We start from the raw sequence: 13,422 nt of genomic DNA, 5'->3' as shown, positions 1-13,422 counted from the left end.
TAAAATAGGGCAATATTTTAAGAGTGCGAGCATCTTGCTCGCTGTTATGTGCCTGAGCGAGCATCTTGCTCGCTGTTATGTGCCTTAGCGAGCGAGACGCTCGCACTCCTTAACTCCTTACTTTGGGAAATTATTACCGCAATTCTTCCGCTTTCCTTTGAGCCGCTTGGCTATTCTCCTGATAGCGCATCGTTCGATCTTGAGCAATCTGATACCGGTCATCCGAAGCCGAAACTTGAGCCATCAAATCACTCGCTTGCTGCCATTTATCCGCTAGAGCTAACCATTGCGCCTCAGTTTGTGCCGTCTGTCCCTCCTTCGCCGTAGCTTCAGCTAGGCGTACCGCGTCCGCAAAGGGATCGGCCGCAGGCATTTGAGCAGCAGTAGCATCTATGGGAGAGTTAGTTTCTGCTACAGGTAAATCCTCCCCATTAGAATCCTGGGGAGTAGTCCACCAAGACATCACCCCTAGTCCCCCTAAAACCAGCAGACTACTGAAAATCGCACCGCCAATAATCCCTCTCCGAAATTGGCGCTGTTCCCGTGTTAACTGAGAGGGGGTATAGTTCGGTAGAGGAGTCTTACGCTTGCGAGGAGAATTGGCCTGACGGTTATTTACCCATTGGGTTAAGAATCCCGGTTTTTTGAGTACAATTAATTCTGACCAGAGGAGTTGCCCTTCTGGATCTTGCTGAATTTCTTCCAACCACAACAGTTGCTGTTCGCGAACAATACGACTATTAATATTCACGCGCCGAATATGACGAGGGGCAATTTCCTCTAAAATATAGGTGACCTTCTCTACCACTGGAGTTTGTTCCAGTTGACGCTCGGTTTCCCCCTCACACAACAGTTGCAAAATCCCTCGGTCTAAAACGGCCCTAGTGCGAATCCCTGAGTTAGCTAATTTTTCATTCAAGACCTGAATGATAGCGGCAACACTACCCTGGCGAGCTTGTTGGAAAATATCATCCATCGGATCGACCCTTTGTCCTTTTGGCGTTAACCCTGATGGAGAATCAAAGATATTGTTTTTCATTGTGGTTGGCATAGACTCGTTTTCAAGGAACCAAGAATAGGCAAGGGAAAAAATGCTTCACTCCTGACTTGCCGTAAATCATACTCCAATCTGGCTGCCAGCGTCATGAGTATCTGAGCCAACTGGAAGTTTTAGGGGCGATCGCCTAACTGCCGATTATAGCTTGTGGCGGCGGCGATCGCTCATAAACCATGACCCATGGCCACAATTGCGTATAATCTGTAAGGAAATCTTAGGATAGCCACCGATTTCTGAGTGCTACTTAAAAATAGAACAACTTAAGTTAAGATTTCCATGATCGCCAACCCTTTTGTTGTCTCTCCTCACTCGATCGCCCAGAGAGCCAACCGCCCACTTTAGAAAACTACCTTAGCAATGCCCCGGATATTAGTCATTGATGACGATCCCGCCATCTCAGAATTAGTTGCTGTCAACCTGGAAATGGCTGGCTATGATGTCAGCCAAGCACCCGATGGCATTAAAGGCCAAGCCCTCGCTATTCAGTTGCTTCCAGATATGATTGTCCTAGACTTGATGTTGCCCAAAGTTGATGGCTTTACCGTCTGTCAACGGCTGCGTCGAGACGATCGCACCGCCGATATTCCTGTCCTCATGTTAACGGCCCTCAGCCAAACCCAAGACAAAGTAGAAGGCTTTAATGCTGGTGCAGATGACTATCTCACCAAACCCTTTGAAATTGAGGAAATGTTAGCACGGGTGCGGGCCCTGCTCCGACGCACCGATCGCATCCCCCAAGCCGCTAAACACAGCGAAATTCTCAATTATGGCCCCCTAACGCTCATTCCAGAGCGTTTTGAAGTCATTTGGTTTGACTCCACCGTGAAACTCACCCATTTGGAGTTTGAATTACTCCACTGTCTTCTGCAACGCCATGGCCAAACCGTTTCTCCGAGCGAAATTCTCAAGGAGGTTTGGGGATACGATCCCGATGATGATATCGAAACCATTCGGGTTCACGTTCGCCATCTGAGAACCAAATTAGAACCCGATCCTCGCCATCCGCGTTATATCAAAACCGTTTATGGGGCGGGTTATTGTCTAGAGTTACCTTCGACTAAATCAGAAGCCTCTTAGCCTTCGATCAACCTCTTGTAGGTGCGTTACGCTGTCGCTAACGCATCCTACTGCCGTGACACAGCTAAAATAGGGCATTAGTGTAGGGTGGGTTAGGCGGCTAAAACCTAGACTGTGACAGCCATCTATCAATACGCCGTAACCCACCATTTTAGCGCGGTCACGGCACTACGATATGGCATGGGGCAAGAACCCATCCTATTACCCATTAAGGTTTATACGCTTGCAAAACTTGCAGACTTCCCCCTCCGTAGAGGGTGGGGGGTTCTACCTGAAACCCGATCGCCTGTAAGGTTTGTCTTAAGTCGGTTTGTAATAATTGCCAGGCCGTTTCCGTTTCAAACAGGAACAGGAACAGATATAATCCGGGGATAAAGATGGGGTTGGTGGGAGGATGGAAATCGGCGATCGCCAAAACTCCCCCCGGTTTCAACACCCGATAAGCTTCCCGCAAGATCTCCTTAAGCTGCTCTGGGGACATTTCATGCAATGCAGCACTCGTATGCACCAGATCGAAACTCCCATTATCCAAAGGCATCTTTTCCGCAAACCCTTCCACAAACTTCGCCTGCGGAACATTCCGTTGCGCTCGTTCCAGAGAAAGGGGAGACGCATCTAACCCCGTCACCTTCTGCGAATACGTCACTAAAACTTGTGTCGCTTGGCCACTCCCACAACAGAGATCTAAAATTTCCGTATCTGAATTGATCTTTAAACCTTGTAGAGCCAAGCGACGAAATCGGTATTCTCCCCCCACCGCAAGAGCAGACACCCGCGAAATAGAATCATATAACCACTGATATTGATAACTTAAATCTCTTAAAAACGTTGCCATAGTATTAATGATCTGAATCAATTTTCCCCTTCTCCCAGGGGAGAAGGGATAGAACATGAGGAAATCCGATTAAGAAAGTCCGACTAACTTTTCACTCAACTCCCATAGACGTTGTGCTTTTTCCATATCACTTCCTTCGGCTGAAAGTTCTTGGGCGAAAGCTTTGCGCCCCTCTTGTTGTCGGTTTCCCCAACTCCAATGCACTCCAGACTCTTGATATTCTGGTTCTGCCATCACATCAGCAACCCGTTCCCCAGCCAACTCTTGGGAAACATAGCCACCCGTAATATTCTTTTGGAATAGGGGGAAAATAGTCCGGAAGAGGGGATAATGATTGCGGAATAAAGGCGTATCTGCCACACATCCAGGATAGAGGGAATTGAAGACAATTCCAGTGGATTTATAATACCGGCGATGCAGTTCGCGGGTAATGAGCATATTACAAAGTTTACTATCTTTGTAAGCTTTACCTGACTTAAATTTCTTACCATCAATCATGGAAATTGGGGCTTTAAATCCTTGCTCTAATCCTTGCATATCCCCTAAATCGGGAGGAGCAGGAATAGGAATTTTACCCCCTAACTCTTTCGTATTTGCTGTAACTGTTCCTAGGATAATCAGGCGACGATTGGAGAATTTAGACTGAATCAGATCGTCTAGGAGCAGGTTGCACAGGAGAAAATGACCGAGATGGTTAGTCGCGACACTGATCTCATAGCCATCTGGCGATCGCTGGGGTTCTTTGAGTAACGGTAGATACACTGCCGCATTACACAACAGCACATCTAGAGCGCGTTTGCTCTGGTGGAAAGTATTGACAAACTGGCGCACACTCTCTAGACTGGCTAGATCTAAGTGCATAACGGTATAAGCATCCTTGGGAATCTCCAGTTCCCTAGCAGCAGCTTCTGCCTTCTCTAAATTGCGGCAAGCCATGATAACATGCCAGTTCTCTCGTTGAGCCAGGGCTTTAGTTGCGTATAAGCCGACTCCAGAGGATGCGCCTGTGATGATTGCAGTTAAGTTACGTTTTTGTCCCATATGATTGATTAAACTCGATTGACCCAAGTGTGTGAGATTCGGTCTAGACTTATTAGCATATGGGCAAAAGGGGGCGATCGCAACTGCCCGAATCCGTAATGGGCGATTGAAAATCCTCAGATTAAAGATTAAAATCTGAACCTCATATTTTTTCAGTCTATCAAATTACCCAACGAAAATTCCCTCAATTCGCATGTTTATTATGTAGTTTTTCCATAATTAACTGGATTCCAAAAAACTCGCTATACTATAATAGAGCTAGTAATTTTTGGGATGCCACCCGACTCTGAACCCAGTCTCAGAGCCAACCACTGTTTAGTTAAAACTTGATTAATCTCCTCTTAATATGAGCCAAATTCTTGATGCCTTGTCTAAAATTGATTCTGAGCGCCTCGTCTGTAGCTATAGAAATAATAGTGAATCGATTCAAATTGCCCGGATTGCCAACATTCCTCATTGGTATTTTGAACGGGTAGTATTCCCCCAAGAATATCTCTTATTTGAAGCTCCTCCATCCGCCCATCTGGAAATTTATCAAGGGGATGAACCAGAAGAAGTGAAGTTAGTCACCAAGATCCTGTGCGATCGCCTCTGCATCAGCGAACCGGAACCTCTCCCCATTTAAATCTAACTCCAAAAGCCTTATCATAGGCCGAGGAAAACACTAAGGGCCCTCAACTCCGGATGCAAGCGAATTTACCCCTATTCACCCCTGGTACATTAAGCGATCGCATTAGCGAACAAACCGAGTATGCCTTAAACTGCGGGGCCCTACATCCCATTCTCACCGACTACGAAATTATCGAAGACCAGGGGATACCTTTTCTCGTGAGAATCATTGCAAATCTAGACCGTAAAGAAGCCCAAAAACGCAAACAACAGGAGGCTTCAGAGTCGAGCAAACCGGTTAATCCCTTTCTACCCTGCGATCGCCGCCTCTTCGTCAGCAACATCTCCCCCACCCACATCTGTCTGCTCAACAAATACAACGTCGTCAATCGCCATATCCTCATCGTCACCCGCGACTTTGAACCCCAAGAAAACTGGCTCACCCTGGCTGACTTTCAAGCCTTGTGGTTTGCCCTAGCCGAAATTGACGGACTCGGATTTTACAATGGTGGAACCCTTGCCGGAGCCAGTCAACCCCACAAACATTTCCAACTCGTTCCCCTCCCCCTCATTCCCCAAGGCATTGCCATCCCCATCGAGACAGTATTTGACCCCAAATCACCTCAGAGCAACCCCTATCAGAGCCATAAACTGCCCTTTCCCCATGCCATTAGCTTTTTTGACCCTCAGATCGTAAACAGCCTAGAAAACGCCGCTCAGGTCAGCCTCAACCACTACCATCAGCTCCTGCGGCAGGTCGGATGCTTAAAACAAGACGACCCAGGAACTCAGCAAACCGGAGCCTATAATTTACTCATCACCCGTCGATGGATGATGATTATTCCCCGCTCCCAGGACTCTTGGCACTCCATTTCAGTTAATTCCCTTGGCTTTGCTGGAGCCTTATTAGTTCGAGATCCGCAACAATTATCAGAACTGAAAACCCTGGGACTGATGAATCTATTACAGCAAGTATCAGGGTGATAAAAAGACAAGCAGGAATGGCGATCGCCGAAAATTGATTAAAATGGGAGCGTAATCACCGATAACAGAACAAAACATACATGATTATCCCTCCCGGTTTTGAACAAAACTCCGTGGTGACCAGCTTAGGCCGTATGGTCTACTACCACCCCAGCGAGTCCTTTTGGGGTTCTCAGGTGAAGCTACAGCCCAAATTAGTCTTTTTACATGGGTTTGGGGGAGGGTCATCAGCCTATGAATGGTCTCAGGTCTATCCCGCATTTGCTGCCGAATATTATACCCTCGCTCCCGACTTGATCGGTTGGGGTCGTTCCGACCATCCAGAGCGCAACTATACCATTGAAGATTATCTGACGACCATTCGGGAATTTTTAGAACTCACGGGTGATGGAGAACCCTGCACCGTAATTGCCTCCTCTTTAACCGCAGCCTTCGTCATTCGAGTAGCCATTGACCATCCCCAGCTCTTCCAGTCTTTAATTTTAACCACTCCCGCAGGATTATCGGATTTTGGCCAAGATTATAGCGCCAGTTTATTTGCCCAGTTGATTAAGTTTCCGATTTTGGATAAATTCGTTTATAGCAGTGCGATCGCCACCGAAAACGGAATTGCCTCCTTTCTCCAAGCTCGCCAATTTGCCCAAAGCAGTCGCATCTACTCAGAAATCATTGAAGCCTATCTAGAATCAGCCACACAGGAAAAAGCAGAATATGCCGCACTCTCCTTTGTTCGGGGTGATTTATGCTTTGATTTAGCCAAATATATGCCCCGTTTAACCACCCCAACCGCCATCCTTTGGGGCAAAAAATCCCAATTTACCGGCCCCGAAATCGGTCAACGGCTCGCGGGTTTAAATCCCGAATATGTGAAACGGTTTATGACTCTAGAAAACGTGGGACTTACCCCCCAATTAGAAATGCCCGGATTAACCATTGGTTTAATTCGCCAACTCTGGAAACAACTGCGGACTTAAGGCATTGTGCGCGGTAAGGGGTAAGGGGTAATAGTAAAACCGTTTGCTTCTTAAAAAACCTCATCCCCCAGCCCCTTCTCCCGCAGGAGAAGGGGAGCATAAGTCATATCAAGTTCGCTTATTCATGTCCGCGAAGTGGAAATACCCTAATTAAAAATCCAGGGAGCAAGATGCTCCCACTCCAGTCATATCAAAGAATTCGAGGAGTGCGGGCATCTTGCCCGCTTCTTAACAAATTTTCATGTCCGCTTGCGGAAACCGGACTTGATATCCCTCTCCCACGGGAGAGGGATATTCCTGCGGACATGAAAAAGAAAGGGCATTTCCAACTCGTAGATTCAATGCTGTGGGGTTATCCCTCAATATTCTTTGGGATCTTCGATCAAAAAAGTAAGCACTCTGGGCAGACTGGTGTAGAATAATAAGAAATGTTACAGAGCGGAAAAAAACTAAATGCGAGTTGCGATCGCTGGAGCTGGATTAGCAGGACTCTCCTGCGCCAAATACCTCACTGATGCGGGTCACACCCCCATTATCCTAGAGCGTCGGGATGTCCTAGGGGGAAAAGTCGCCGCCTGGAAAGATGAAGACGGAGACTGGTATGAAACCGGGTTGCACATCTTTTTTGGGGCCTATCCCAATATGCTGCAATTGTTCAAAGAGCTGGACATCGAAGACCGGCTGCAATGGAAACAGCACACGATGATCTTCAACCAGCCCGAAAAACCCGGAACCTACTCCCGGTTTGACTTTCCTGACCTACCCGCCCCCATAAATGGCCTGATTGCCATTCTCCGCAACAACGACATGCTCACCTGGGGCGAAAAAATCCAGTTTGGTATTGGACTACTTCCAGCTATTCTCAAGGGACAGAGCTACGTGGAGGAAATGGATCAATATTCCTTCAGCGAATGGCTCAAAAAACAGAACGTCCCCCCTCGCATCGAAACCGAAGTGTTCATCGCTATGTCCAAAGCGTTGAACTTCATCAACCCGGATGAAATCTCCGCCACCATTATCCTCACGGCTCTGAATCGATTTCTCCAGGAGAAAAACGGCTCGAAAATGGCCTTTCTGGATGGGTCGCCCACAGAACGACTATGCCAGCCTTTAGTCGATTATATTGGCGATCGCGGCGGCCAAGTCCGACTCAACGCCCCCGTCAAACAATTCCTCCTCAAAGATGACTACAGCGTAGGCGGCTTTTTACTGCGAGGAATGGATGGCCAACCCGATGAAGTCCTCACCGCCGATATCTACGTCTCCGCCATGCCCGTAGACCCCCTAAAAACCATCCTCCCCCAACCCTGGCGAGCCATGCCCTACTTCCAGCAACTCCAAGGTTTAGAAGGGGTTCCGGTGATCAACCTCCATCTGTGGTTTGACCGCAAACTCACCGACATAGACCACCTACTCTTCTCCCGCTCTCCCCTCCTGAGCGTCTACGCAGACATGAGCAACACCTGCAAAGAGTACGCTAACCCCAACCGCTCCATGCTCGAATTGGTGCTTGCACCGGCAAAAGACTGGATTTCTAAATCCGATGAAGAAATCATCGCCGCCACCTTAGCCGAACTCAAAACCCTCTTTCCCCAACACTTTACCGGGGACAACCCCACAAAACTGCTTAAGTCCCACGTGGTCAAAACCCCCCGCTCCGTCTACAAAGCCACCCCCGGACGGCAAAACCACCGCCCCTCCCAGGAAACCCCCATTCCCAACTTCTATCTCACCGGAGATTACACCATGCAGCGCTACCTAGCCAGCATGGAAGGAGCGGTCTTATCCGGTAAATTAACCGCCCAAGCTATTGTCAGAAGTCAGGAATTAGGAGAAACTCCAATAAAGTCCCCGGCTAAATCTGAGTCTACACTCTAAGTCCCCCACCGCCGAATCTCTCTGTAACCCATGCTGCAATTACCGAAGCCTGCTCGCATGAGACCGCTTGTCTCCCTAGAAGAATCCTATGAACTCTGTCGTCAAATTACGGCAACCTATGCCAAAACCTTCTATTTAGGAACCCTATTGATGCCAGAAGCCAAGCGCCGCGCCATCTGGGCCATTTATGCTTGGTGTCGCCACACCGATGAATTAGTCGATGGCAAGGAAAGTGAAATTACCACCCCAGCCACTCTTGATGATTGGGAAGAGCGCCTAGAAGAGGTGTTTAAGGGTCATGCTCTCACGGATGAGGAAGTGGCCCTAGTGGATACCCTAGAACAGTTTGCCCTCGATATTCAGCCTTTCCGAGATATGATTGCCGGGCAACGGATGGATTTATTCCAGAATCGGTATCAAACCTTCGAGGATCTATATTTGTACTGTTACCGAGTCGCGGGAACCGTGGGGTTAATGTCTACATCCGTGATGGGGGTAGATGAGTCCGGTTCTATTGCCCCTTGGCATAATCAGCCCTATGTGCCCATTGATGAGGCGGTTGCCCTGGGTATTGCCAATCAGTTAACCAATATTCTCCGGGATGTGGGGGAAGATATTGAGCGGGGCAGAATTTATTTACCGTTGGAAGAGTTGGCCCTGTTTGACTATACGGAAGAAGATTTACTCAATGGGGTTATTGACGATCGCTGGCGCAACTTTATGCGCTTCCAAATTCAACGAGCGCGGAAGTTTTATAAACAAGCGGAGGGGGGTGTACGCTATCTGATTCGGGATGCTCGATGGCCGGTTTGGTCAGCGCTGATGCTCTATCAACAGATTTTAGGGGCGATCGAGCGCAATGATTATGATGTGTTTACGAAGCGTGCTTATGTGTCTTTGCCGAAGAAATTGGTGAGTTTGCCGGTGGCTTATATGCGATCGCAAATTTTCTGATCGTACCCTTTTAGGGTTGTCACGGCACTACCGACTTGTTTAGTCATTTCAAATCTGAATAATCAATTATGATATGTCATTGCGAAGGTCGCGCCAGCGAAATGAAGCAATCTCGATCATCTCGCTAATCTTGGGGAATGCTTCCCTGCGATCGCAATGACAACTGTTTAACCGGACATGATACAGCACTTCGCGTGTTATGGTGTACAGTCTTAAAGGCTCAAAGCCATGTACCACAACCCTATTCCCTATTCCCTATTCCCTATTCCCTAGCGCGTTCATGTCCGCGAAGCGGAAAGCGCTATATTACCCGCTACCTGCTAAATCAAAAATTAGTGGTCTGTACAACAAACCATTTAAACAATTTGTAGGGGCGAACGACCGTTCGCCCCTACAGGGTATCTGGATGAAATCCTCTAATCCAGAAATTATTGGCAATGACCGTAGCAATTAAGAGCGAGAGCGACGACGACGAACAGACCAGAAACTCGCACCTAAAACACCCAAGCCAAGCAGCATAGAAGGTTCAGGAACATCAGCCGGTTCAATGGATTCCATCATCACGACTAAATCATTAAAGTCAGAGTCCGAACTTCCTCCACGCCACAGATCTTCAAAGGCAATGATAAACTCATTATCAGTAAAGGTTCCTTCTGCTCTTCCTGGCAACTCCATGACCGTTTCATCATCACCCTGATATACAACAGCTTGCTGATAACCGCCGTTATTTTTGCTGCTTTGAGAGTAGAAGGTTTCGCCATTCTTGTTGGTTAGGTAGAAACCGAATTCGTTACCAAAGTCTTCAAACATATTCCATACAGGAGCATTGATAGGGCCGGGTTCCAACTGCTGAGTGGTTCGACTCACCTTGCCTTCACTGAGGAAGTTGACAGTGACTGTATCACCCGCATCATTTATTCCACCAAACAAGCTAATCTTAGAACCCGCCTTGTTGTAAATCCCGAATTCGTTGTGAGGAGCAAAACCAGCAACCTCAAACATGAAAGTGCCAGTAGCATTTCCAGTAGCGGTATTGGTAAACCATTCGTAGCCCGTTTGGTCAGCAACAGCGTCAATTCCACCACTTACGGTCTGACTATCGAAGAGATCTTGTAGAGAACAAGTAGTAGGAACAGATACTGTCCCAGCATCAGCACACTTGCTAGGATTATCCCAAGTAGAACCAAAGTTTACGAAAGCTTGGGCACTTCCACCGGTTAAGCCAGCTATGCCTAGGGTTATTGCAGTTAAAGTAGTAGTAGCAAAGAGACGTTGGGGGGATACATTTAGAGATTTCATTTAGGGTTCTCCTTAAATAAGGGTAATGTAAGTAAGAGCTAGTAGCAAGGATGCGATACTGAAAGGGATCTTACGAGATCGCGATTTCCTTTCCTCGTTGACAATTCCCATCGTAGACAATCCCCCGGAAGATCGCCTAGAGTTTTTCACAGAATTCACGGAACCTTTAAATTAGAAACCACAAATTTAAAGATTCTGTGAAGTTGACCCCCTAGATCCCAAAAATAGCTCCTTATTTTCACAGACATTGAAGAAATGTAACGGTTTGTCGGGAGTCAAATTATAATTTCTCTGGAGAGTTTGCGTAAAATCCTATAATTGAGTCGAGGAATGGGAAGCTAAACCGTAAGAACAGGAGCGATAAGTATGGGGATTGGGACTCTACACAACTATATCGATGGGGAGTGGCGAGTTTCTGGGGCAACGGAATCAATGCCGGTGATGAATCCAGCGACGACGGAAGAGTTGGGGCAAGTTCCGGTTTCTCCAGCCACTGAGGTCGATCGCGCCGCAACAGCAGCTAGTGTAGCCCAACAGGAGTGGCGCAGGGTTCCCCCACAAGAGAGAATTCAGTATTTGTTTAAGTTAAAGAGCTTGCTAGAGCGGGACTTTGAGAGCCTGGCTGAGACGATTACGATTGAGTGTGGTAAAACCTTGAAGGAGTCGAAAGGGGAGTTACAGCGAGCCATTGAGAATGTGGAAGTGGCTTGTGGCATTCCCACTCTGATGCAGGGTTATAACCTGGAGGATATTGCCCAAGGAATTGATGAAATCATGATTCGGCAACCGGTGGGGGTGGCAGCAGTGATTGCGCCGTTTAATTTTCCGGCGATGATTCCTTTTTGGTTTATGCCCTATGCTCTGGCTTGTGGCAATACCTATATTGTGAAGCCTTCGGAGAAAGTGCCCCTGACGATGGAGAAGGTGTTTCACCTGCTGGAGGAAACGGGGTTGCCGAAGGGGGTGGTGAATTTAGTCCATGGAGCGAAGGAGACGGTGGACGCGATTTTGGATCATCCTCAAATTCGGGCGATTAGTTTTGTGGGTTCGAGTCCGGTGGCTCGCTATATCTATAGTCGAGCAGCCGAGCAGGGGAAGCGGGTACAGTGTCAGGGTGGGGCGAAAAATCCGATTATTGTGTTGCCGGATGCGGATTTGGAGATGACGACGAGAATTGTGGCTGATAGTGCGTTTGGCTGTGCGGGACAGCGTTGTTTGGCGGCTTCGATCGCCCTTACAGTGGGTTCGGTGCGAGATAATTTTCGGGAGGCGATCGCCACTACTGCCACGGAGCGCAAGGTGGGATTTGGTCTGGATGAGGGCATTCAGATGGGGCCCGTAATTACCCAAAATAGTCAACAGAGAATTCACGGAATCATCGATCGCGGCACTCAGGAAGGCGCTGAACTGCTCATAGATGGCAGAAATCCGAGCATTCCCGGTTACGAGAAGGGTTACTTTGTGCGGCCGACCATTTTAGATGGGGTAAATGCTGGGAGTGCGATCGCCGGTACAGAGATTTTCGGCCCCGTTCTCGGTTTAATGCATGTGGACAGCTTAGACGAGGCGATCTCTTTAATCAACCAAAGTCCCTGGGGAAACATGGCCTGTTTATTTACCAGTAGTGGCGGTTCCGCCCGTAAATTCCGCTATGAAGTCGAAGCGGGAAATATCGGCATTAACATCGGAGTTGCCGCACCCATGGCCTTTTTCCCCTTCAGTGGTTGGAAAGAGAGCTTTTTTGGTGACTTGCACGGTCAAGGTCGTCATGCTGTCGAATTTTTCACGCAAACCAAAGTCGTCATTGAACGCTGGCCCAAAACCTGGTCGCGGCAATTCTAGATCATGGCTCATCCCTACCGCTATGTTCCTCTAACCAATGGGATACATCCTCCATACTTTGGCAATCAAAAAGAGCAGCACCGAGTAACTCTAATTGAGAACCCGACAAAGCTTCTATCTGAGTTTGCACAGTAGGGGCGATCGCTCCAAAGCGCTGTTGTACTAATCTCAAAATTAGCTGAAGTTGCCCCTCTTGTCGTCCCTCTTGTCGTCCCTCTTGTCGTCCCTCTTGTCGTCCCTCTTGTCGTCCCTCTTGTCGTCCCTCTTGTCGTCCTTCTTGTCGTCCTTCTTGTCGTCCTTCCTCGCGTCCTTCCTCGCGTCCTTGTTCTAATCCGTCTATCCTTGCTTGCGTCACATAACCTTCCTGGTCGAGTATCCACCGTTCCTTTCTCTCTAGCTCTTCTGCTTCCTTGGGACTCAAATTGGCTCGATTGGCTATTCCCAAGGCTTTGCCGATTTCTGGCACTTCTTCTAGAGAACTAGGAATCATCTCTAGATTGGGGGCTTCTTTCATGAAGTAAATCCACTTTTCTGTGAGTGTTTCGAGTTCTTCCAGGGATTTATTGAATTTCCGCAACTCCACAAAGATCAGTTCTATTTGTTCGTCGGGATACTCAAACGAGAGCGTTTTCTCTTTTAAGCGAAAGTGGGTAATAATGGTCGATTCTGCCTTGGGAAAGAGGGGAAAATCGACAATCGTTAGAGCGATAACCGGTTGCAGTCCCACATAAGGTTTTCCCATGCTCAGTTGATTGCCATAGGTTTTTGCCCAGTTGTACAACACTCGCTTTTTGAAAGCAGGTACATTTAGCACTTGCATCTCAATCAGGACGGTTGTACCGTTACCTAAGACTGCTTTCACATCCAGATAG

At 47.9% G+C, this 13,422-nt stretch carries 12 protein-coding genes; 7 read left to right on the top strand and 5 right to left on the bottom strand.

The features are described from left to right. Window positions 1-133: 133 nt before the first annotated feature. Window positions 134-1,051, bottom strand: a complete 918-nt coding sequence (locus tag PMG71_RS17280; RefSeq protein ID WP_283754956.1) for a hypothetical protein — start codon at window positions 1,049-1,051, stop codon at window positions 134-136. Between the two features lie 363 nt (window positions 1,052-1,414). Here PMG71_RS17280 and PMG71_RS17275 point away from each other — a divergent pair, with 363 nt between their 5' ends. Beyond that, a complete protein-coding gene (locus PMG71_RS17275) occupies window positions 1,415-2,134 on the top strand; it encodes a response regulator transcription factor (RefSeq protein ID WP_283754955.1) in 720 nt (239 codons plus the stop codon). Window positions 2,135-2,342: 208 nt separating this feature from the next. On the opposite strand, the gene PMG71_RS17270 is transcribed toward PMG71_RS17275, so the two are convergent. Then, the gene (locus PMG71_RS17270) at window positions 2,343-2,969 is read right to left on the bottom strand and encodes a class I SAM-dependent methyltransferase (protein WP_283754954.1); all 627 of its coding nucleotides are present in this window, start codon (window positions 2,967-2,969) and stop codon (window positions 2,343-2,345) included. A gap of 69 nt (window positions 2,970-3,038) precedes the next feature. Beyond that, complete coding sequence (locus PMG71_RS17265) at window positions 3,039-4,010, bottom strand: protochlorophyllide reductase (protein WP_283754953.1); 972 nt, start codon at window positions 4,008-4,010, stop codon at window positions 3,039-3,041. Window positions 4,011-4,356: 346 nt separating this feature from the next. Here PMG71_RS17265 and PMG71_RS17260 point away from each other — a divergent pair, with 346 nt between their 5' ends. From PMG71_RS17260 to crtB, 5 genes are all read left to right on the top strand, one after another. Next, window positions 4,357-4,635 carry a DUF1830 domain-containing protein gene (locus PMG71_RS17260; RefSeq protein ID WP_283754952.1) on the top strand — a complete coding sequence of 93 codons (279 nt, stop codon included), beginning with the start codon at window positions 4,357-4,359 and terminating at the stop codon, window positions 4,633-4,635. A 59-nt stretch (window positions 4,636-4,694) separates the two neighbouring features. Further along, window positions 4,695-5,603, top strand: a complete 909-nt coding sequence (locus PMG71_RS17255; RefSeq protein ID WP_283754951.1) for an ATP adenylyltransferase family protein — start codon at window positions 4,695-4,697, stop codon at window positions 5,601-5,603. Between the two features lie 80 nt (window positions 5,604-5,683). Further along, complete coding sequence (locus PMG71_RS17250; protein ID WP_283754950.1) at window positions 5,684-6,577, top strand: alpha/beta fold hydrolase; 894 nt, start codon at window positions 5,684-5,686, stop codon at window positions 6,575-6,577. 453 nt (window positions 6,578-7,030) lie between these two features. Next, window positions 7,031-8,455: a 15-cis-phytoene desaturase gene (pds, locus tag PMG71_RS17245; RefSeq protein WP_283754949.1), complete on the top strand. Its 1,425-nt coding sequence runs from the start codon at window positions 7,031-7,033 to the stop codon at window positions 8,453-8,455. Window positions 8,456-8,485: 30 nt separating this feature from the next. Beyond that, a complete protein-coding gene (crtB, locus tag PMG71_RS17240) occupies window positions 8,486-9,409 on the top strand; it encodes a 15-cis-phytoene synthase CrtB (RefSeq protein ID WP_283754948.1) in 924 nt (307 codons plus the stop codon). 450 nt (window positions 9,410-9,859) lie between these two features. On the opposite strand, the gene PMG71_RS17235 is transcribed toward crtB, so the two are convergent. Then, window positions 9,860-10,708 (bottom strand): DUF4114 domain-containing protein, encoded by an 849-nt coding sequence (locus tag PMG71_RS17235; protein ID WP_283754947.1) that lies wholly within the window; start codon window positions 10,706-10,708, stop codon window positions 9,860-9,862. A 366-nt stretch (window positions 10,709-11,074) separates the two neighbouring features. On the opposite strand from PMG71_RS17235, the gene PMG71_RS17230 reads away from it, so the two are divergent. Beyond that, a complete protein-coding gene (locus PMG71_RS17230) occupies window positions 11,075-12,550 on the top strand; it encodes a CoA-acylating methylmalonate-semialdehyde dehydrogenase (protein WP_283754946.1) in 1,476 nt (491 codons plus the stop codon). A 1-nt stretch (window position 12,551) separates the two neighbouring features. Here the strand turns inward: PMG71_RS17230 and PMG71_RS17225 are convergent. Next, window positions 12,552-13,422, bottom strand: an 871-nt coding sequence (locus tag PMG71_RS17225; protein ID WP_283754945.1) for an Rpn family recombination-promoting nuclease/putative transposase, incomplete at its 5' end; no start/stop codon positions are given.

The sequence above is a fragment of the Roseofilum acuticapitatum BLCC-M154 genome (assembly GCF_030068475.1).
GTDB lineage: Bacteria > Cyanobacteriota > Cyanobacteriia > Cyanobacteriales > Desertifilaceae > Roseofilum > Roseofilum acuticapitatum.
This window is presented reverse-complemented; position numbering and strand designations above follow the sequence as displayed.